General features: G+C 41.7%; 18 protein-coding genes and 1 other RNA gene. 12 read left to right on the forward strand and 7 right to left on the reverse strand.

The genetic code is table 11. From position 1 onward, the window contains the following. The first annotated feature begins 1 nt into the window (after position 1). The 3 genes from GSF04_RS11520 to GSF04_RS11530 all read left to right on the forward strand — a co-directional run bounded on the left by GSF04_RS11520 (position 2) and on the right by GSF04_RS11530 (position 3,114). Positions 2 to 1,417 carry an FAD-dependent oxidoreductase gene (locus GSF04_RS11520; protein WP_211859583.1) on the forward strand — a complete coding sequence of 472 codons (1,416 nt, stop codon included), beginning with the start codon at positions 2 to 4 and terminating at the stop codon, positions 1,415 to 1,417. A gap of 392 nt (positions 1,418 to 1,809) precedes the next feature. Beyond that, positions 1,810 to 2,205 (forward strand): DUF1801 domain-containing protein, encoded by a 396-nt coding sequence (locus tag GSF04_RS11525; protein ID WP_045990550.1) that lies wholly within the window; start codon positions 1,810 to 1,812, stop codon positions 2,203 to 2,205. Between the two features lie 159 nt (positions 2,206 to 2,364). Next, entirely contained in the window at positions 2,365 to 3,114 is a 750-nt protein-coding gene (locus GSF04_RS11530; protein ID WP_211859584.1) for an MBL fold metallo-hydrolase, read from the forward strand. A 105-nt stretch (positions 3,115 to 3,219) separates the two neighbouring features. Here GSF04_RS11530 and recN read toward each other — a convergent pair whose 3' ends face one another. The 3 genes from recN to nadK all read right to left on the reverse strand — a co-directional run bounded on the left by recN (position 3,220) and on the right by nadK (position 6,517). Next, positions 3,220 to 4,896, reverse strand: coding sequence for a DNA repair protein RecN (gene recN / locus GSF04_RS11535; protein WP_211859585.1), 1,677 nt, complete (start codon positions 4,894 to 4,896; stop codon positions 3,220 to 3,222). Between the two features lie 95 nt (positions 4,897 to 4,991). Next, on the reverse strand, positions 4,992 to 5,570 hold the full coding sequence (locus tag GSF04_RS11540) for a hypothetical protein (protein WP_039492440.1): 579 nt from the start codon (positions 5,568 to 5,570) through the stop codon (positions 4,992 to 4,994). Positions 5,571 to 5,632: 62 nt separating this feature from the next. Then, entirely contained in the window at positions 5,633 to 6,517 is an 885-nt protein-coding gene (nadK, locus tag GSF04_RS11545; protein WP_017217984.1) for an NAD(+) kinase, read from the reverse strand. Positions 6,518 to 6,607: 90 nt separating this feature from the next. On the opposite strand from nadK, the gene GSF04_RS11550 reads away from it, so the two are divergent. Both GSF04_RS11550 and grpE read left to right on the forward strand, forming a co-directional pair. Beyond that, a complete protein-coding gene (locus GSF04_RS11550) occupies positions 6,608 to 7,543 on the forward strand; it encodes an HrcA family transcriptional regulator (RefSeq protein WP_171039494.1) in 936 nt (311 codons plus the stop codon). Positions 7,544 to 7,608: 65 nt separating this feature from the next. Continuing rightward, positions 7,609 to 8,220 (forward strand): nucleotide exchange factor GrpE, encoded by a 612-nt coding sequence (gene grpE, locus GSF04_RS11555; RefSeq protein ID WP_130126567.1) that lies wholly within the window; start codon positions 7,609 to 7,611, stop codon positions 8,218 to 8,220. 66 nt (positions 8,221 to 8,286) lie between these two features. Here grpE and GSF04_RS11560 read toward each other — a convergent pair whose 3' ends face one another. The 4 genes from GSF04_RS11560 to ssrA all read right to left on the reverse strand — a co-directional run bounded on the left by GSF04_RS11560 (position 8,287) and on the right by ssrA (position 13,706). Further along, positions 8,287 to 9,327 carry a tetratricopeptide repeat protein gene (locus tag GSF04_RS11560; RefSeq protein ID WP_130164440.1) on the reverse strand — a complete coding sequence of 347 codons (1,041 nt, stop codon included), beginning with the start codon at positions 9,325 to 9,327 and terminating at the stop codon, positions 8,287 to 8,289. A 100-nt stretch (positions 9,328 to 9,427) separates the two neighbouring features. Beyond that, a complete protein-coding gene (locus GSF04_RS11565) occupies positions 9,428 to 10,198 on the reverse strand; it encodes a transporter substrate-binding domain-containing protein (RefSeq protein ID WP_211859586.1) in 771 nt (256 codons plus the stop codon). Positions 10,199 to 10,324: 126 nt separating this feature from the next. Continuing rightward, positions 10,325 to 13,033, reverse strand: a complete 2,709-nt coding sequence (locus GSF04_RS11570) for a CHASE domain-containing protein (RefSeq protein WP_211859587.1) — start codon at positions 13,031 to 13,033, stop codon at positions 10,325 to 10,327. 316 nt (positions 13,034 to 13,349) lie between these two features. Next, positions 13,350 to 13,706, reverse strand: a transfer-messenger RNA (tmRNA) gene (gene ssrA, locus GSF04_RS11575). A gap of 251 nt (positions 13,707 to 13,957) precedes the next feature. On the opposite strand from ssrA, the gene GSF04_RS11580 reads away from it, so the two are divergent. From GSF04_RS11580 to GSF04_RS11610, 7 genes are read left to right on the forward strand one after another with little or no spacing between them, the layout of a single operon-like run. Then, complete coding sequence (locus tag GSF04_RS11580) at positions 13,958 to 14,617, forward strand: hypothetical protein (RefSeq protein ID WP_211859588.1); 660 nt, start codon at positions 13,958 to 13,960, stop codon at positions 14,615 to 14,617. Next, positions 14,618 to 15,727 (forward strand): AAA family ATPase, encoded by a 1,110-nt coding sequence (locus GSF04_RS11585; protein ID WP_211859589.1) that lies wholly within the window; start codon positions 14,618 to 14,620, stop codon positions 15,725 to 15,727. It abuts the gene before it with no gap. Then, positions 15,727 to 16,632, forward strand: coding sequence for an AAA family ATPase (locus GSF04_RS11590; RefSeq protein ID WP_211859590.1), 906 nt, complete (start codon positions 15,727 to 15,729; stop codon positions 16,630 to 16,632). The genes GSF04_RS11585 and GSF04_RS11590 overlap by 1 nt, the downstream gene beginning before the upstream one ends. A gap of 5 nt (positions 16,633 to 16,637) precedes the next feature. Then, on the forward strand, positions 16,638 to 18,254 hold the full coding sequence (locus tag GSF04_RS11595; RefSeq protein ID WP_211859591.1) for a hypothetical protein: 1,617 nt from the start codon (positions 16,638 to 16,640) through the stop codon (positions 18,252 to 18,254). Between the two features lie 15 nt (positions 18,255 to 18,269). Further along, a complete protein-coding gene (locus tag GSF04_RS11600) occupies positions 18,270 to 18,944 on the forward strand; it encodes a hypothetical protein (RefSeq protein ID WP_211859592.1) in 675 nt (224 codons plus the stop codon). A gap of 6 nt (positions 18,945 to 18,950) precedes the next feature. After that, the gene (locus GSF04_RS11605) at positions 18,951 to 20,798 is read left to right on the forward strand and encodes a type IV secretory system conjugative DNA transfer family protein (protein WP_211859593.1); all 1,848 of its coding nucleotides are present in this window, start codon (positions 18,951 to 18,953) and stop codon (positions 20,796 to 20,798) included. After that, on the forward strand, positions 20,795 to 21,841 hold the full coding sequence (locus tag GSF04_RS11610; RefSeq protein ID WP_211859594.1) for a hypothetical protein: 1,047 nt from the start codon (positions 20,795 to 20,797) through the stop codon (positions 21,839 to 21,841). Before GSF04_RS11605 ends, GSF04_RS11610 begins: the two co-directional genes overlap by 4 nt. Positions 21,842 to 21,947: the final 106 nt, after the last annotated feature.

A 21,947-nucleotide genomic window follows, 5' to 3' on the forward strand; every position in this document is an offset into this window, starting at 1 on the left:
AATGAGCGAGAACGTTTACCAATTTATCGATGTACAACGTGTAGATCCGCGCAAAAAGCCTATTTCTACGCGTAAGCAATCTTTTGTTGAAATTTATGAGCCTTTTTCTGAGCAGCAAGTTCATTCACAGTCCGACCGTTGTTTAGATTGTGGTAACCCGTACTGTGAATGGAAGTGTCCAGTTCACAACTATATTCCGCAATGGCTCAAACTTATTCGTACGGGCAGAATCATTGAGGCAGCGGAACTGTCTCACCGTACCAATAGTTTGCCTGAAGTGTGTGGGCGAGTATGTCCGCAAGATAGGCTTTGTGAGGGGTCGTGTACGCTGAACGAAGAGTTTGGTGCAGTGACTATAGGAAATATTGAAAAATATATTACCGATACGGCGTTTGCACAGGGCTGGAAGCCTGATCTTTCTTACGTTACTTGGACCGATAAGAAAGTCGCAATCATAGGTGCGGGCCCGGCGGGGCTTGGCTGTGCGGATATTCTAGTGCGAAACGGCGTGCGTCCAGTGGTGTATGACCGCAACCCTGAAATTGGCGGTTTGCTGACCTTTGGGATCCCGTCATTCAAATTAGAAAAATCGGTAATGGAAAACCGTCGCGAGATTTTCACCGAAATGGGCGTTGAGTTTAATCTCAATACCGAGGTTGGTCGTGATGTTTCAATGGACGAGCTATTGTCGCAATACGACGCCGTATTCTTGGGTGTGGGGACGTACCAAAGCATGAAAGGCAATCTTGAAAATGAAGATGCCGATGGTGTTTATGATGCGCTACCATTTTTGATTGGTAACACCAACCGAGTTATGGGCTATGACGAAAGTCAGCATAGCTATGTGAACATGGCGGGTAAGCGCGTGGTGGTACTTGGTGGCGGGGACACTGCGATGGACTGTGTTAGAACGTCAGTCAGACAAAATGCGCAATCCGTGATCTGTGCTTATCGTCGTGATGAAGAAAACATGCCAGGTTCCGTTCGAGAAGTTAAAAATGCCAAAGAAGAAGGGGTTGAATTTAGATTCAATTTACAGCCGGTTGGTATTGAAATTGACAGCTCAGGCAAAGTCACGGGCGTTAAAATGGTGAAAACACAATTAGGTGAACCCGACAAAAATGGTCGCCGTAGTGCTGAAACCGTGGAAGGCTCTGAGCATACACTAGAAGCCGATGCGGTGATTATGGCATTTGGTTTTAAGCCGCACAACCTTGACTGGTTAGCACAATACGATGTCGCAATAAATCACTGGGGCGGTATTGTTGCACCAGAAAAAGGCGCATTTACACATCAAACAAGTAATCCGAAAATCTTTGCTGGTGGTGACGCCGTACGAGGTTCTGATTTAGTGGTAACGGCGATTTTTGAAGGCCGCAACGCCGCTGAAGGCATTTTGGACTATTTAGAAGTTTAACGCTTTTGTCGTTCACAAACCCCAACTACATTCGTTGTAGCTGGGGTTTTTTATTTGAATTTTGCGTAGGGACTGTTTATCTTTTAAGTTTGTTTTTGCAGCAGTTTGATTGGTGTTTATACAAGGCAGAGTCTGCGTAGCATAGTTGTTCTATGTGAGTCAGGCGAGAACACAGTAGAAATGCCAATCAAGCGCTGCCCTTTGGGTTCACCTGAGTGTGCTTTGTTCATTGTTGCTCAACTTTTACCTAGATTACTAGGCGGCAAGTCGAGCGTCGCGACCAAAACGCACTCTGAAGAACAAAAATCAAACAGCAAAGGTCAACAGACCCTTGTTAGCCGCTAACTTAATTTCACTTAACATGTATTTATCAATAATATTAAGGAAAGATCATGAATGAAACGATAAACTCAGGCGCTGATGCGGTCACTGCAAAGATAGCGAGTGTAAACGATTGGCGTGCGGCGGTATTGCAGCAGATCAGAAGTCTGATCCTAAGTGTTGATAAAGATGTAGAGGAAGATATCAAATGGCGTAAGCCAAGCAACCCAACAGGAGTGCCCGTATGGTCAAAAGCTGGCATGATCTGCACGGGCGAAGTATACAAAGATAAGGTCAAACTTACCTTTGCATATGGCGCAAAGTTTGAAGATGAGCACCAGTTATTCAATACAGGGTTTGCTGGTAACACTAGACGGGCGATTGATATTAAACAGCAGGACACCATCAATGAAGCCCATTTTTGTACATTGATCCGTGCAGCAATTCAATTCAACCTTGAAAAATAAAACGTAAAACGGTCTGATTTAATGTAGCATTCATGCAACCGCTTTGGGTAAAGTTGGCTCAAAGTTTGGTGGCAAAGCTTCAGGGTTTCAATGTGGCGTCCTTGTGGCGTTCGCATTAAGCTCGATAAAAGAAAAATAAAAAGGAATGAAAAATAAAGAATGCACAAAATCAAAATAACGACGAATTTATATCTCTATCAATTTCCTCCTTTTGCTGGGGATCATGTTGGCTACAATATCTATGCATTTATTCACAACAATACCGCCATGCTGCTTGATACTGGCTTTGAAGCGCATGGACAAGCTGTTCGCGAAGATCTAAACAGTCTCGATATCACCATAATACAAGTTTTATTTTCACACTTTCATCCGGATCATATCTCTGGGTTGCCAGCGCTTGCAGGACCAAAACTGTTTGGAAATCATCATTATAAAAACACATTAGATAAGTATACTGCTAAAGAGAAGCATCACTATTTTGAGGGGCTTAATGAGCTGCATGAAAACTCTGTGCTACATTTCGGTGAGTTCGAGTTTAAATTTGAGTTGATTACTGGACATGTAGAATGTGGTTTATACACCATCATTAACGATAAATATATTCATGTAGCTGATGATATCATGACATCAAACGAGGGAGAGGCGCTTCTGCCTGCGGTCCATATTAGTGGAGCTCGAGCACATTTTAATTCCCTAGAAAAATTAAAAAAGTATGCCGGTCTCACTTTACTGCTCTCTCATGGTAATCCAATTTCTGGTACGGAACCGATTTTAACCGCAATATCTCAAAGGCAAAGTTATTTAGAGGCGATAGCCCAAAGCGAGTCACCATTGAGTCTTGAAAACGCCTTGGCTGGATGTACGGCAGAGTTTTTACATACAGAGTGGCATAACTACGTTTACCGTTAATCATGTTACATCACACAAAATTGCCTTTCGTATTTGCTAACAGGCTATGTTTATAGGTTGCCTACAAACATAGCCAGTCAGGACTGATGACAGGTACTCAATGTTTTACGCACTTTGCACTTGTAATAATTCCTTTGCACTCGCTCTTGTCGTGTCACTTATTTTATCCCCACCAATTAACCTTGCTATTTCATCAATGCGTTGGCTTTGTGCCATTGGGGTCATTTTGGTAAAGGTTTCGCCATGTTCTACCCGTTTTGCGACAAAGAACTGATTGTGACCACTGCATGCCACTTGCGGTAAGTGAGTAACACAAATAACTTGCGTGGACTGACCAAGTTGGCGTAGCAATTTACCTACGGTTGCAGCAGTTGGACCTGAGATCCCCACATCAACTTCATCGAAAATCAAAGTGGGTGTCGTAACACGTGTTGCGATAATCACTTGAATGGCTAAGCTTATCCGAGATAGCTCACCACCCGAGGCAACTTTACCCATAGGCTGTAAAGGTTGTCCTGGGTTAGTCGAGACGTAAAATTCAATGTGGTCATACCCAAAAGGGCTCGGTTTTGCGCCAAGATTAGGCGTTAACTGGATCTCAAATTGACCATCACCCATCGCAAGCTCTTTCATACTTGCAGAAATACGCTCGTTAAGAGATGCACTGGCTTGCTGGCGGCTTTGACTTAATCCAAGCGCCGCTTGATTGTAGGCGTTGATGGCTTCAGCAATTTCTTCTTCTAGTGCATCCAATCGTGCAGAATCAGAGCTAATAGACTCAAGCTCGTGTTGCAGTGCTTGATGGTGCTGATGTAGCAATTCAGGTTGAACTTGATGCTTTCTAGCTAAATCCAGAGCTTGAGAGAGTCTATCTTCTAGCTCTTGTAGTCTCATTGGATCTTGTTCGACTGAATCGGAATAACTGCGGATCTCTCTACTTGCTTCTTCCACTTGTACTGCAGCTTCTTCAAGCACTTGCGCAATATTCTCAAGAGTTTTGTCAAAACTGGTGAGTTCAGAGAACACTTGTGCACTTTGTTGTAGTTGCGATAGCACAGTCTGCTCGTCATTTTCATAAAGGCGAGAAAGCTCACGATGGCATTGTTCTAAAATGGTCTGGCTATGGCTTAGGCGCGAGTGTTCGGTCTCAATATCTTCATATTCGCCTTCTTGTAGGGCAAACTCGTCAAGCTCTGCTACTTGGTACTCAAGAAGTTGTTTTTTTGCGGCTTGTGTCTGTTGTGACTTTTGTAGTTCGGCATATTCTTTTTGCAGCTTATGGTAGTGATTATATTGGCCCTTAACTGCTTGTAACAAAGTCGTGTGGTTTGCGTAAGCATCAAGCAAGTGCAGTTGATATTCTGGTTTTAGCAGTAGCTGATGGGCGTGTTGCCCATGAATAGCAATAAGGTGTTGCCCAAGCTCCTTTTGTTGGCCAGCAGTAACAGGGGAGCCATTGATGTAGCTTTTACTACGCCCACTTTTACTAATAACACGACGAAGGATACATTCATTCTCTTCGTTATCTAGCATATGCTCCGTTAGAAAGCGTTTGGCAGCAGGGAGATTTGAAACATCAAACTGAGCAGAGATATCCGCTTTGTCGGTGCCTGGACGAATAGCAGAAGGATCAGCACGCTCACCGAGACATAAAGAAAGCGCATCAATTGCAATGGACTTACCCGCGCCTGTTTCACCTGTAATTGCGGTCATGCCGCAATGCCAGTCAATATTTAGCGCACTAACAATAGCAAAATTTTGAACATTTAAAGCTAAAAGCATACTGTACACCCTAACAGAGAATTACTGTTAATTTATACAGTATTTTATTGTTTAGCAACTCAAATCAAAAAATTTTACTAAAAATAATAGCAAGATTAACCGATGGCGTGCTCTTTTACTAAGGCTGCTTGCATTTGTTGGTTGGATGGCTCTGAATCACCTAGCTCTTGCGAATCCAGCACATCTTCATCTTGCTGTATTGCTGGTGTATCAGGTGTTTGAATGCGTGCAATGAGAGCTGGAAGCATCTCGCGATAGAAGTCACGATTATAGGCAATGCCCGCCGTGGGTAATTCAGCAACAAAATATTGTAATTGCTCAGCAAGCAAATCCATATTGCCATTTGAGCGACACTTATTGAGCTCGTTTGTCACTGAATAGATAAATAACTCAGACACTTTTTCCAGTTGCGCCAAGTTCTCTTCCGAGTGCGCTTGAACAACAAAAAAGTTGCCAACAATTGCATTGATCTGCGGTGCGTATTTTGGCCTTAAAATCTTCGCTTCAACGAATTCAGCAACTTTAAGTTTAAAGTTGCTACTAATCACTTTTAAACGATCGTTAAAGGCTTTTTTTTCCGCTTCACGGGCTTTTCTTCTATTATTTTCAATCACTAAATACACTGAAAGTATAGTGATAAGCAGCGCCAATGTGAAAAATACAACGTAAGCCATTTTATTGTTATTTACCTAAATTAGAAAATTTAACCAAGGTTATTTTGCGTAACTTTGCGTGCTTAGTAAAGCCTACTGCCCCAATTTAATTTCTGTCTAAGAACATTGTAGTAGGAGTAGCATTTGGGATGGATCAATCTTAGTCTTTTCTCCGCTTTTTTGATGATAACTTCGTCACCAGGTAGCACTGCCAGTACAACATGACTGTCACAACTTACTTGTAAGCTGTCGGTGTTTTCTAGACTTAACTTGAGTTTGACTTCCTTTTCTGCGTCCACTACCAGAGGCCTGCTAGATAAAGTATGCGGAAACATAGGCACCAGTGAAATAGCGTCGAGTTCGGGGGTTAAAATAGGCCCACCACCCGAAAGCGAGTAAGCGGTTGACCCCGTTGGCGTCGAGACAATTAAACCGTCTGAGCGCTGAGAAAATACAAAGTCGTCATCGATAAAAGCCTCAAATTCAATCATATGCGCAACTTTATCAGCGTGTAATACGGCTTCGTTCATTGCTAAATTTGCGCTTTTAAGTTGGTGATGTCGGTATACTGCCACCTCCAACAGAAATCTTGACTCTTCAATAAATTGGCCGCTCAACACCGCTTCTAGCTGCGCTTCGAAGCCTTCGGGGTTCAAATCTGTCAAAAAGCCTAAGTTACCGCGGTTAACTCCGATAACGGCGACATCAAAACGAGCCAGTACTCTTGCTGCGCCAAGCATGTTACCGTCACCACCAACAACAATAGCAAGATCGCAACGTTTACCTAGTTCAACTAACTCGACAACAGCGTCTTCGTCTAACGACTTTATTTGCTCCGCAACGCGATCTTCTACGAGTACTTCATATCCTAATGCTTGCAAAAATGTGTAGAGTCGTTGTAAGGTCGTCCCCGCGCCTTCGTGGTTGGGTTTGCCAATTAAGCCGATGGTGTTAAACGTGGTCGTCATTCAGTCATTTGTCCTTGGTATCTTTGTTGCAAGATTATATTAAAAGCGTAGTGCTTGAAACTGGCAATTGACACCCATATTAAAATAATTATGAAACTAAATCCCAGAGATGAACAAATTCTGTGTGCGGTCATGCGCCATTATTGTAATGGTGAAGGACAGCCTGTTGCATCCAGCAAAATAGCAAAGCAGGACGGCCTTGCTATTTGTTCTGCAACCGTACGCAATGCAATGGCAAGACTTGAAAATCAAGGCTTATTGTATTCGCCGCACACGTCAGCTGGCCGCGTGCCCACCGACCAAGGTGTAAAATTCTGGCTACAGGAGTTTTTTCCTCTGGCTGATGTTGCTGTTCATTGGCAACCTGATCAATCCGCAATAGTCTCTTTTGCACATTTATTGAGCCAAAACTTTCAGGTCTGTTGCTGCGTGGGATTACCACAAGTTAGCAGCAAACAAATGTTCCGTGTGGAAGTGCTCGATTTTGATCGTAAAAATTGGCTGGTTCTGCTGTTAGACAGAGCGGGGCAGTCGCACAATATTTGTATTGATAAACCCGTTGATGATTCCGACGCGTTGCGTTACCAGTTCGCGGCTTGGATGAATACCGTATTCAGTCAACAAACTTTAGTCGAAGGGTTGCATCGAATGCGTGCCATGGCGCACAGTGCACCGCCGAGTTGTCATCATATTTTGGCCCAGTGGACTAAGCAGTTAAGTCAGCAATTAGGCTCAGATAATGCAATTGTTGTCGGCGAGCGCTACTTATATAACCGTTTGGAGTTGGATAGAGAGATTAATCTTGGCGTCGGATTTTTAGACCAAGTTGAAGACCGCTTAGCGTTTAAAGACGGCGTATCCGTGTTACTTGGCGAAGAGCTAAGCATGCTCGGTTTACATCGCGTAGTGGTGCTCAGTGTGCCGTATTTCTCCAAAGGAGAATATCAAAGTCGCTTTTGCGTCATTTGCCCTGCGGATTCAAAGATCGAAGCCATCTTGTCAGAATTCAAAAAATTGCCGCAATAAAGGGTTGAAACTCTCATTTCAATCCCCATAATTACCGCAGTTGTAAAGAATCGGAGAATCACCACATGTCTGAGCAGACAAAAGCACCAGAGCAAGAGCTTGAACAAACACAAGCGGAAGCAGAAGTTGTAGAAGCACAAGCAGAGCAACAAACTCAGGAAGAGCAGGCCGAAAGTGCGGGTGAGTTGAGCCCAGAAGAAGAAATCGCTGGTCTGTACGCTGAGCTAGAAACCGCTAAGCAAACTATCGACTCACAAAAAGATAGCGTTGTTCGCGCCGCCGCTGAGCTTGAAAATGTTCGTCGCCGTGCAGCGCAGGACGTTGAAAAAGCACACAAATTTGCGCTAGAAAAGTTCTCAAACGAATTGTTACCTGTAATCGATAACCTAGAGCGTGCGATTGAGTTTTCTGACAAAGAAAACGAAACGCTAAAGCCTGTGCTTGAAGGTATTGATATGACTATCAAGACATTTGCCGATGCCCTTGCTAAATTTGGTGTTGAAGCGGTAAACCCACAGGGTGAAACATTTAACCCAGAGTTACACCAGGCAATGTCAATTCAGCCGAGCAATGATGTATCACCAAATACAGTGCTTGCTGTGATGCAGAAAGGTTATACCTTAAACGGCCGTCTATTACGCCCTGCGATGGTTATGGTGTCTAAGGCTGCTGAATAAGCAAATCCAATTTGAAAAAGCCGCTCATTGAGCGGCTTTTTTGCGTTTAGGAACAAGTGTATTCGCTTACCAACTACACTGTTTCACTTTATCAAACCAAGGACTGGAAAAAGATTTAGCTGTGATGGGGAGGGGGGCAGTGACTTCGACGCCTAACTCTTTTGCTAAATATCTATGTACTAGCAGTTTTACTTTATCGCTTTCTAACTGGGTATATGCCAGTTGTAACGCTTGCTTAGTGTTTTGGTTGGGCATGTCCCCTTCGAGCTGCTTATAGCGCGCCTCAAGCCATTGTAGCCAAGCTTGTTTTGATTCGTTTGGAAAGGCTGTGGTTAGGGTAGATGTGGGCCCTTGTAAACGTTCGTAGTTGACGATTTGCTTTTGAATTAGAAAAACAAACATCAAGTTAATACCCGCTGAGATTTGACCAGATCGTTTATCAACTGCTTGATAACCCAGCAGGGCATGACGAAAATACTGCTCGGCTTCAAATATTCGGCCTTGATCAAGCGCGAGGCTACCTAAGTTGCTTTCGATCATCGCAAGTACTGGGGTTTGTTTTAACTCCTCAGCCAATTTGCGTGCTTTGGTATACAATGCTCTCGCTTTTTGATAGTCATCTTGGTTGCGAGCAACTAGCGCCATACTGTTAGTCAGCGTAAGTCGCTGGCGGTCATTTTCTGCATATTTGTAGGCACACTTGAGGCTAGTATCTGCATCATCAAGATACTCCTGTCTGCGTAACCAAATCCCAAGTGCACTTAAAATGGTAGGGAGGTTTGCTTTAAAAAACATGTCATCTGGATACAAAAAGGTCGCGTTTATTGAGGTATAGAGCCTATCTACTTTATTTGTTGGTACAGAGGCACGAGCGCTCAGCAAATGCCACTGAATAAATAACGGCACAGGTACATCTTGCAGTTGCTCTAAACTGTCGAGAATAATCAGTGATTGTGCTGGGTTAACCGTTAAATAGTCGCTGGCCTCGTCTAGCTTACTTTCAAAATATGAAAAGTCTTTCGCCAACGCGTGTTGGCAAAAATAAAATGTACAAGTTACAAAGAGTAAAAACCGAACCAAGCAAACCCCAACCACATTTTGGCGCATCTATTAACTGTAGTCGGCAGTAACAAATAGTTCCAAATCAATTACGATAAACAGCATTATACAAAGATAAGCAACAATGTAGAGGTCGCCTCTTTGGTTCTCAATGGGGATCGGAAACTTGATGAAAAGAAAACAAACTGCTGAGCTCACTTCGGTGCAATTCAATTAGCCGATTGATGTTTTCAAGATCTAAAGTAGTTAAACTGACTTTGCTAAGCATATAGCTAACTGGTGTTTTATTCGCGTCGATACCAGAATAAATAACATCGGTATACTCTTTGGTTTGAATAAAGTGTTCACCCGCGAGCTTATCTTCAACAACATAGTCAACTCGCTGTTTACGCAACATTTTAAAGCGGCGAGCGGCATTGGGCAGGTGTACCAGCTGCTCGTTATAAAAGTCTTGGATCAGTTTTTCAAAGGCCATACCGTAGTAGCTGCCAGCATTCAGTGCAAATGTGTTTCCTGCAAGGATCAATGACTCGACTTCGCCGCCAATTTTTGGTTTGTCTTTATGTTGGAATAATGCCATGACTTCTAGGCGGTAAGGTGTAGTGAAGTGCGCAAACTTAGCTCTGGTTGCGGTTTTGGTCGCGGCCATTAGCATGTCTACTTTGCCTGCTTTTAGCTCTGTTAGCATTCGTGCTGAGGTGGGGTAAAAAACATATTCCAAGCAATAAGAAGAGTTGTTAAATAAGGTGTGGAGGGCATTAATTTCTATACCAGATACATTACCTCCGCTGCGAGAAATATAGGGAGGCCACTGCGTTTCGTTCATTCCTACACGCAAAGTTTTATCGCATTTGGCCGACGCTTCGAACGCTAAAAACGCGATGAATAAACTGAGTACAAACGATCTAGCGTATTTCATGGTGATCGATCCTTGCAGATGAGTAGAGGTGATTATTTTATCAGTAAATCAAAAAAGGTACACGAGCTTTGTTAAACGATTAAGTTTGTAATCGCTAACCGCAGAGGGTTCTCATATCTGTAAAAGTTACTGCATATTACGGCTATGTGCGAGTACGGTCGCGATGGTATTGATAAGCTCAAGCTGCTCTATGGGTTTGGCAACATAACCATCAAATCCGACGCGCTCATACAAGGCTTTGTCTTCCGGAAAAGCATTTGCAGTTAATGCGATGATGGGGATATTAGGATCTTTACTCTTAAGACGTTTGCAAGCCTCAACGCCATCCATCTCTGGCATTTGGATGTCCATAAGTATTAAGTCGGGTTTGTTTAGCTCAAATTGTTCAATAGACTCTTTGCCATTATTCGCAATCGCAATATCACCATTGGCTTTACTGATCATAGAGCGCACTACTAGCTGATTTACTGGGTTATCCTCAGCCAGCAATATGGATGTGCCGCTCAAGTCAGCTGCGGTCAGCTGGTCGGTTGTTGGTTGCTCTGAGGTTATCTCAGACTTTTGCATAGGCAACTCGATGCTAAATAGACTGCCTTTTCCAACGGTACTCTCTACTTTAATCGTACCGCCCATCAGGTCAATTAGAGAGCGAGTGATAGAAAGACCAAGTCCCGTACCACCAAATTTTCTAGTGGTGGACTTATCTGCCTGCTCAAATCGTGAAAAGAGTTTGTTGATTGTGGCTTCTGTCATCCCTATGCCAGTGTCGGCAACGGTAATAAGCATACCTGAATCATTTTGAAGCGGTTTTATATGGGTAATAATGCTGCCCGTTTCAGTAAACTTAATGGAGTTTGACAAGAGGTTAAGCAACACTTGCCTGACTCTGACCTCGTCTCCAAGCCAAAACTTATGCTCAAGTTCAACGTGGATCTTAAGCTTTAATCCCTTGTTTTTTGCCAACACTAAGAAGTCTGAGCGCAGATGTTCAACCAGCACCTCAATATTAAATGGCCGTTCTTCAAGCTCAATTCTACCGGCTTCAATTTTAGAGAAATCCAAAATATCGTTGATGATGGTGTTAAGCGCCTTAACTGAGTAGGTGGCCTTCTCAAGCAGATTAGTGGCGGTGCTGTTAAGTGGCTCCGACTTTAAGAGTTGTAATGTGCCATATAAGCCGTTCATGGGGGTTCGTATTTCATGACTCATATTAGCCAAAAAGACGGCTTTTGCTTTGGCTGCTTGCTCAGCTGCTTCTTTGGCGTGCGAGAGTTCTCGTTCGTGCTTAAGCTGCTCTGTGAGATCTAATGCAATACCTAAAAAGCCATCAACATTGCCGCGTTCGTCGGTTAATGTCGTTACGTTCAGCTTAATTTGCACGTATTGGTTTTGCTTAGTGACGTAAGTCCATCGGCTAGTATCTACCACACCTTGCTTGGCTTTGGCGACAAAGACTTCAAATCCAGGTTCAATGACTCTGCCAAGCTCTTCCGTTAACGCTTTTGCTCTTGCTACGACCTCTTCCTCGAGATGGAAAATGGCAGGGGATGATTTACCAATGAGTTCATCTTTTTTGTACCCCAGTAAACGCTCGGCTGCAGGGTTAAACTGGGTAATGATACCGTCAGGATCGGTGGCAACAATGGCATAACCCGAACCTTCAACAATGCTGGTATGAAGTTGGCTGTATTTTACGATTTCTTTAGTTCGTGCTTTTACTTCCTGTTCTAATGACGAGTTCAGTTTAGCAAGGGACTGTGCTTTTTCTTCTTCTGCGGCTAACTTTTCCTTTTCAGCTAGACGCTGACGGGTAAAGCTTAAAAGCAAAATATAAGTGATGATTGCCAATAGCGTAGAGACCAGCAACGCGACCTGTAAAATGGTATTAGGAGAGACGAGATTGAGTGAACGGATAAACTGCGGAGTTGGCCAAATTTTTACTTCCCAAGTGCGACCAAACAAGTTGACCTGTTTAGCCACTGAGTTATCCAACTCTTTAACATCTTCTTTTAGCACCTGATAAAATGGCGTGTTTTCATCGTTATTGGTTACATCGGAAATTTGAATCGAGACATCTTGTCGAAAAGACAGCAAAGTTGACAGGATCTCATCGATAAGTAATGGGGAATAAGTCCAACCAACTAAGTTTTCTAAGCGATTTTCTTCATTTGCTGCCATACCAATAGAGGTATAAATTGGGGCGAGGATCAAAAAGCCATATTTAATTTTATTGTCGGCTTGTACTAAGGTAATTGGAGCGGTAAGTCTCGGTTCATTGGCAGTAGCTGCTTCTATTGCCGCTGTTCTGCGACTAGCTTCGGAGCCTATATCCAAACCCACGGCTTTATCATTGTTTACTTCAGGCTCAATATACTGGATAACAAACTTGCTGGTGTTATGTGGGTTTAGCGTTTTTATGGAGAACGTTCTGTCAGTACGCTCAGCTTGTGCTTGTTGCACAAAGTTGCTTACGTTATCGACGGGGACATATTTGATGATCCCCACGCCACGAGCCCCAGAATATTCCGCTTGGAAGTCAAACGACCTGATATAACGCTGCATCGCTTGATAGTCAAAGCTGTGTTGCTGGTTCGCATAAATTGCAGTGCGAAGCCCCAAAATACCGTACCAATACAGTGTAACGCGCTCGTTCACACCCTCAGTCACATGGTCAAGTCGTGAGGCAAGTGCCGCCGCTACCTTGTCAGCATGATGCTCCTTTTCTTGCTCATATAACACCAGCCCGTAAAGCATACTGCCAACTAACACGAGTAGTGCAGCAACAAGTGGCAAAAATCGGCTCTGGCGAACTGTGTGAGCATTCGCTAACGACACGCTATATTCCTTACGCTTTAAATCTAATCAATATGTTAGTCCAGATAGCATAGAATTGATAGTGATTACGGTGAAGTGACAATCCCGAATTTATGCCTAAATTGGCTCAATAAAGACATATTTTGAATTGTTATTTGGATAAATTGTAGATGAAGGCAGGCTAAATCCCGCAGCCTTAAAAGCAAAAAAATATGCGGGTTTTGGGCTTTATATAAATGTGGTCACGATGTGGACACTTTTTAGGATATTTGCCCCGAAAACAAAAAAGCCAGTCAAAGCATGTTGCTCTAACTGGCTGTTTTAAAACGCTAAAATTTGGTGGAGCTGGGGGGATTTGAACCCCCGTCCGGAAAGCGTCGACCTTCGGTCCTACATGTTTAGTATCGTCTTTTGGTTAACCTTTAAATCTCGGACGAACACGATAAGTAAAGGCGAGGCCGCTTAATTTTAGCCCTTCAACCCCGGCCAGGGTTTCCGTAGCGATCTTGTGTAGGGTGACACTCCAGAACCAGATCCACAAGAATATCATGGAGGAGTGCTAGCGGGCTATTATGCCGCTAGAGCGTAGTTATCGTCGTTTGCGATTACTTTAAATACGGCTTTTTTACGAGGCCAGCCGCACCTCGACATGCACCTTAGGCTTCTTGAATCCCGTCGAATCCTAATCAGCCCCGATTCAGTCATAAGACATAAATATTAGAATACTTTTCCATCGCCAACAAAGCTAGCGATGGTGCGGATTCTAGCTGCATTGTATTGGTTTGACAACCTTTTTCCATTTTTATCTTGTGTCTCAAGTTTAGTGATGTTGATTTAGTGAACATCTAGCTGTTTTTTTGATCAAAAACTTCTAATTGTTATTTAATTTGTTTATATTTGAAACTGAGTGTAATTAATGTAATCGGTTGATAGGTTTTGCGAGTAATGAAGGAACGTCCCCCTTTGAAGGAAAGAAATAAAGAGGCTTCAAGACCTCATAATTTAAAGTCATATCCCCAAAAATCGATTGAAGATGGACAAGATAGTCAAAGTAAAACAAAACTGTACACCATTTTTGCTGGCGTAGGGCTTGTTTTAGCAAGTCTTGCAGTTAGTTTTTCATCGCAAATATTTAATAAATTAAACACCGACTCGATTAGTGATAGTGAAATAAAAGCGATAAATAGTAGTTTTAATGCTGCGGTAGCAAACGGCGCGACAATCTTCCTACCCGTTGATTTTTCAGATAGTAAAGAAAGGCAAAAGGCTAAAAGTGCGTCAGGTTTACCGGAAACTGAAGCTGAACACTTATTAAAAGAAGCTGAAGGGGGCTTTATATCGCTCGCATGGGTAACGGTTTGGGATAATCTGGCAGAAGATGGTGATGTTATCGAGGTTAGTGCAGGTGGAATGACACATGTTGTCCCTATTATGCATGAACCTACAACGATAGTTGTACCTTACTCGATGGGCAATGCTCAGCTTATGATTAAGGGGCTAAAAGATGGTGGTGGAGGTATTACAGTTTCGGCAAAAACCAGCTCTGGTGATCTTGCGTTGCCTCCTATGAGAGTTGGTGAAGTTAAAAACTTGAGGTTTAACTAAATGACTCAAAGTAACTTCTTCAGGTTCTGCTTATTGGTCTCTGCTTTTATATTGGCGTTTGTATTTGTAACTTCGCTTGCTTGGTTAACTCTGTTTGTGGTGTTTGGTTTAGTTATACTTATTTTGCTAAATAGTATGTCATTGCTACCACATAGTATGAGCGTAGCGCTTACTAAAATAAGGCATTATTTACCCTATAAAGTTGATAGCCAAAACCTCAATTCAACTCGCGCTTCCACTTATCAAAGTAAAAATAAAGAAACACAAAATCAACAGATACAACCGAAGCGTGAGCATAACTTAAATGATATTAAAGATGAGGTGCGTGCAGCTTTAGAAATGATTGGCCATCATCAGGAAGGTGCAATGCATGTTATTAACAGCTTAGTAGAGCAGGTAAAAGTAGCTAAACAGCATAATCAAGTTGGTTTTGGAGTACATTCCCCTTCCGTGTTAATTACTATTTCAGGCCCGAGCGGCACGGGGAAAACATATATTTCAGAGCTTTTAGCGAAATTATTTTATAGCTTTGATGCGCTGCCTTCAATGCGAAGTGTGTCTCTATCTAAATCTCGTTTTAATGGGTATGAACCTGCGTCAGTCATAGAGCATTTTTTTGGTTCCGCTAATGGTGGAGCCATCGTTATAGACGATTGTGATTGGATCTTGGAACAAACAGGTTACGACAATCAAAAAACTATCGATAGTTTGGGTCCTGCACTGTCTGAATTTGTTGAAGATAATCCTAAACGATTCATTGTGGTGTTCAATGGCAGTGAAGAAAAAGTAGACAGTCTGTTTTCAGACTCGAATAAGAAATGGTTACGTAGCTTTCACATAGTAAGAATAAACACACAAGCAGTGTCTCCCCAAACTCTTACTTCATTAGTTAAAGACTTACTTTTGCAAAAGCAGTGGTCAGTTGCGGAAGATGCTGCCTTGCGTATAGAGCGCGAATTTGCACATTTAGAAAGAGCAGAAAAAGATCATTTTAGCTACGCCCATGAGGCGAGGAAATTCGCAGACTCTTTAATTGCCCATAAAATGCAGAGCGGCGAAGTTAGCCGTAAATTAATAACAGAACAAGATGTTAACGAGGTAATGGACTAATGAGTAACCAAGGCTTTATCAAAACGAAAAAATCTCGAAGTGAAGTAGTTGAAAAGCGAGATTCACTTACAGAAGTACTAAAAGAATTTGAAGATATGATTGGGTTAGATGCGGTTAAGGAAGAAATTAATAAGCTAATCGCTTTTGCAAGATTAATAACGCTCAGAAGAGAAAGGGATATACCAACGGGAGCAATTAACCTTCACATGGTTTTTTCTGGCCCTCCGGGCACTGGTAAAACTGAAGTTGCCAGAAAAGTCGGCAAATTATTAAAATCAATAGGGTTACTTAGAAAAGGTCATTGTGTAGAAGTGGATAGAGCAGCCCTTACAAGTGTTTATGCAAACTCTGGTGCACAATTGATGAAAGATAAGGTTAAACAGGCTCTTGATGGCGTTTTGTTTATTGATGAAGCTTACACATTATCTGGAAGTGATCCATTAAGTGGCCCGGATAAATCTGGGCAAGAAGTGATTGATACTTTGTTAAAGCTGATGGAAGACAACAGAGAGAGGCTAGTTGTAATAGCTGCAGGCTATACAGACGAAATGCGCCGTTTTATTGAAAGTAATGTGGGCTTAAAGTCTCGATTTTCAAGAATGGTTGAATTCGAATCTTATGACTCAGAAGAGCTGTTTGATATCTTTAAACTTATGGTGAGGAAAGGGCATTATTTTCTAACAGAAGAAGCTGAAGAAGTTTGTCGTAAACATATACAATGGATGGCAAAGCAAGCGAGAGACAGCGACTTTGGCAACGCTCGGGCTATACGTGGATTCTTTGAGCAGTTGTTACCTTTACAAGCTGAGCGTATAGCGTTTACACCAAATTATGAATTAATGAGTAATGAAGAATTACTTACTATCGAGCTTGAAGACGTTGTTAAAGCAACGGAAGAGGACTAATCAATATGCTCGGTAGTATGGTGAGCCAAGGGCGTGAACTTTACCATCAAGACCGCCTTTGGCAGTTGATGGTAAAACTAATAGCTGCAGCCTTAGTGGCTTTGTGCTTAATTAAAGTATGCCAAAAAATGTTTGGGGCAAACAACCCTAACACAATGAATAATCAACAACACTCTGCTTCCTACAAGCCGACTGTACCACCACGAGCATTCAGTTCGGGAGGACCTTCAAATTCTGGACGTACGATAAATATGCCAATGTCAGCTCAAGACGTAGCAAGTAACGAAAGGCTTAAAACATTGCACTTAGCTGCGCAATCGATAGATAAATCTAGCCATAGGGCAAAGCAATGCGAGCAATATTTACTGTTAGGTCAAGACATAACGGCTGATGACAAAAAAAGAGCAAAACCAGTTCATAATCAAATTTTGACTGAAATTTCACGTTGTAAGCTTAGTATTTCGCAAAGTGATGAAAGGTTTAGCACTTTAGAAAGTGCAGCCAAAAACTTTCAACAACTAAATGATGTAGACAGCGCAATTGCACTTATCAATAGTTCCTCGCAATTGACTAATTTTGATAAAGAAAGAACTAACTTCTCCTTATTTGAAGGTTTTTTAGCAAATTTAAATTTAGCCGAGCAGCTTAAAAATGAAAGTGATAACAGAGTTGCTACCTTAGTTGATGCTTTTAGAGCATTTGAAGGTAATAGTACGATTGAGAATGAAGAAAAGTTGCTCACTCAATTCAGTAAGCTCACGCAAGTAGATAAGTCCAGACAGTATAAAGGCTATCAACTGCTCGCATTAAATACGTCGCAAAAAGTGGCTCATGATAAAATAAAACGTACCCAAAACCTTATCCGACTTGAGTCTTTGGTAAATCGAGCCGAAGACCAAGAAAATATTACAGATACAGACTTAGAAGCATTTGCGAGTGTACTCAATCACCTAAATACTACTAAGCCACAACTTTTAACAAGGCAAGAAAAATCTTTGATGGAGCAAGCAAGCCGCTTGTCTTTTGCGCAACAAGTTCAAAAATTAAGTGGCTTAACTACCCAGTATAAAAACTCAAAAAATAGTGAATTAATTGACCCAATAGCTGCACAGTTTAGTCATCTTAAAACAAGTTACCCTAACAGAGTGACAACATTAGATAATGAGATAAACGCTATTTCACTTGATGCGGTTTCTAAAATAGCTGCAAGCAACCAGCGGCTAGCCGCTTTAGTAAGCGCGGCGAATAGTCTAGAAAATAAAATGAGTCCAACCAGCATAACGCAAATACAGCATGCACAAGGTAGTTTAACAGCACTTGATTTATCTCGCCTTAAAGCAGAACACCGCAAGGCCATTAAGCTTGCTGAAAAGGCATCTTCTGGTGTGTTAGAAAGTGACGAACGTATTAAAAACTTTGTATTGGTATTTAACACCTACAGCAAGCAGGGGTGTACTAAATCGAACCTCAAGAATCTAAGAATAAGCAGAAATAACTTAAGTGACTTAGATATTGAGCGCAGTACTGCAAATGTTAAAGAAGCAATACAAGTATCAAATAGCTATTTATCACGCACGTATTGTGTGAATACATTCGGCAAAATTAAACCAATTGGTCAGTAAAAAGTAGGGAATATCATGATAAAACCAAAAAGTAGCATATTAGCAATGGCAATGCTGTCAATAGCTAGCGGAGCCGCTATAGCGGCGCAACCAGCAGAAATAAAAACCTTGAACGTTTACCAAAATGGTCTAGTTGCAACAGTGTTTTCTGGCGAACAAAAAACAGGTACTTGGGCGTCAAATAAACAAGTAGGAGTGCCAATCGGGGAGTTTGTTGATACCAAAGTACCAGCATTTTCATTTATTAATTTAGAGCAGGATGAAACGGCTTGGTCAATATACCCCGGGGCGCATGTGGGTATTGAATGGAATGGTTTTTTCCATGCGGAAGAAGCCGGTGACTATATATTAATGTTGGATTTGGTAAAAAAAGACGATACTTATTTTTATGCAAACAGTTGTGTTGCCGATTTAAGTCTATCAAATAGTAGTGTTCTCAAAAATGAATTTAAATGGAATGCGGAAGATTACCGTACCGACAATTCTCGCTTTCAATTAACTAAAACTAATTCTATCGCTTTAGAAAAAGGCTATTACCCATTGAAATTATGGTTACATTGTGGGGTGACTTCTAATAAATGGGATTACTGGGTTGGCGATGCAGCGGATGCAACTTGGACACTTAAAGTCAAGCGCCCTAGCGATCGTATGGTTAAAGAAGCTCCGAAAGGTGTGTTAGTCTGGAAATAGTTCACAATGACTAAAATATTTTTTAGGGCAGCCCTATACGGCAGCCCTATCATTATTTGGTACTTATCTCGAGTGTTTGCAGGGAGTTTGGCTGAAGGTAGCGAGTTTTATGGCGTTGCACTAACGCTTGGTCCATTTTTATTGTTTTTAGTAAGTTTTGGCTTGTATCGCAGCCGAATTTTGCCGTTAACCGTTTATGCATTGGGTATGCTTGGTAGTGTGGTATCAGGCATTTATGCCCTTTGGGCTGAATACAGTCGCTGGCAGGGCCAAGGTTACGACTTTTTTACAGTATTAAGTCATCTAGACTACCCTTTAGTGTTAAGCGGCTTAGTTTGTATTACTGTGCCTCTTTTCACCATTTATACCGCAACCGATTTTTATAAAAAATCTAGACTTTTATCACAAAATAAAAGCTTACAAGGGTCGGCGCAATGGATGCCACTTCGAGAAGCGAAAAAAGTGCTATCAAACGGTAGCTTAGTATTAGGAGAAGCATACTCGCCTAATAAGGAAGAGCTTGCAGGTAAAGCACCTTTATTGCATTTCGATGGCAGTGGCCACTTAATTACAGTTGCGGGCTCTGGTGGTGGTAAATCGGTGAGTGTGGCTATTCCCAATACGCTAAATTGGCAAGGTAATCTGGTAGTACATGACCCAAAAGGTGAACTGGCAAGTCTGTGCGCACAGGCAAGAAAAGCAAAAGGCCAAAAAGTAGTGGTTTTAGACCCTAATAGTAATGACTCAGACTCAATTAACATCCTTGACTGGATAGATACTTCATCAGCGCAAGCCATTGAAGATGCACAAGCTATTATTAGTTGGTTAAACCCCGGTGAAGAAACTGGAGGCCATGATGACTATTTTGAAAAAGAAGGCGAAAAGCTATTATTGACGTTATTGCTGCATGTACTGTTTAGCCCTCAGTTTTCTAAAGAAAATAAAACACTCATTGAGTTTAGAGGTTTGGTTTCTAGCGGGATAGTTGAGCACATACTGGAAAAAGACATTCTAAGTCAGGGTGTTGATTATGGCTTTGGTGTACCTGTGCAATATGCAGAAGAGCTTTTAGTCATAGCCAAAACCGCTGAAGGGCAATGGGCTGGTATTATTGGGCATGCTTCCAATATCACAGCCTGGCTATCGCAACCTAATTTAGCGGCATTAGTGAGCGGCAAAACCTCGAGCCAAGTTGAGCTTATGGAATTAGCGACAGGCCAAGTTGACTTCTTTATTAACATTCCACTTAAAACACTCGAAACTACGGCGTCGCCAGCAAGGTTGATAATCGGTGCGTTACTCAACATAAAATATGATTATGCTAAACAGCATCAAGGTGAAAAGCCGGATAAAGCACTCTTTTTATTAGATGAGATGCCAAGACTTAAAAAAATGGAGGTACTTGAAACAGCAAGAGATGCAGGAAGGGGCGCAGGCATCATATTGTGGTCTATTATTCAGGATCTCGGTCAATTAGAGCAGTTTTATCAAAAACATGGTTGTCGCAGTTGGTTAGAGAATGCGAAAGTCAAAACGTTTTTTGGTATTTCAGACTTTGAAACTGCCAAGTTACTTTCTGAAATGCTAGGTAATGAAACAGTTCTGTCGTCTTCAATCAATGACTCGCAACAACATGGAATGAGTGCGGGTGGTAACTCAGGTCGTAGCTATCAAACAATAGCTAAGCCGTTAATGGCTCCTAGCGAAATTATGAGCATGAAGGTTGATAGTAACAATGACCCAGACGAGCAGCTTATTTTCGTGCGAAATTGTCTCCCTATTCGATGTGGAATGGCAAAATATTATAGACGACAAGAGTTTAATAATATGGTTAGCAAAAGGAATGCAAAATGAGTATGACTAAAAAAGGTTATGAGGCAAGTGTTGAAAAGAAAGATGAGCTAGCTGATTACTTAAGCAGTATTAAAGAACAAGTAAACCAAGATAAATTAATGGCGTCTACTTCTTTATCAACTGCTGCTCTAGCGAGTACACAAAGTGCATTTATTCGTTCTGGCTTTTTGGACAAAGAGGGGAATGTTAACCTTAATATGACTACCCCAGAAAAAATAGAGTTTTTTGAGTCATCAAATAATAATATGAACTGGTTTGCAAAGTTGATGGATGCATATCAAAAAGGGTCATTGTCACCACAGAGCTTAGAAAGTACTTTATCGAACTCTACTGATGCTATTACCAATGCATTGTTTAATTTGCATGAACAAATAGCATCTCTCCCGCACCTAGGCCAACATGCGGCTTCCAAAGATGAGTTTACAGTGGGTATCTTACTTGGAACTACGATTGTATTATCTGGGATCACAGCTTCTCAATTACCTGAAGCTAAAGATAAGGTGCTAGAGTCTTATCATTCGACAAAGCAAAAATTCGCTAAGCTTATGGACGGTGGAACTAAGGACGCAAAGCCTGAAGAAATACATCAAATGCTAACTGAAGCTAATTCAGAAATTAAAAGTTACGCCAATGGCGCTCAACAATGTGATGTGATGAGCGGACTAATTACAAGCTTAAAATTAGCCATAAGTACTAAGTACTATGCAGAAGCCTATAATTCTCAAGCAAAAGATAAAGTAAGCTCTATTTGTCACTCGGTTAAAAACTTTTTTGATGAGAAGTTAGGCCTTGAAAAAACACAAAAGCAGAGTGCTGAACTTAATGAAGCTGAAGTTGAGAAATCTAATAGTGTCGAGGATAGTAAACAAAGGGTAGAGTTTGGTTCTGATGGAAAAGAACTTTCACCGGTTAAGTGTAGTGATAAAGTGAATTCTCGTGGGGGAGATTTAAATTCATATCTAGACTCTATAAAAGAGAAAATAAGTGAAGAAAAGTTAGATAAACAAGTAGTCAACAATAAGTCTAAGGACTTAAAAATGTAGTTTAGGAAGCCGTGTTGTAGTCAACCAATTCCGTACAGTGAATTAAGTTTTCTTATATGAGTTAGTGTGATTTCCAAGGGATACTGACGGTATAAGTACCAAGCGA

The sequence above is a fragment of the Pseudoalteromonas sp. A22 genome (assembly GCF_018141345.1).
GTDB lineage: Bacteria > Pseudomonadota > Gammaproteobacteria > Enterobacterales > Alteromonadaceae > Pseudoalteromonas > Pseudoalteromonas maricaloris.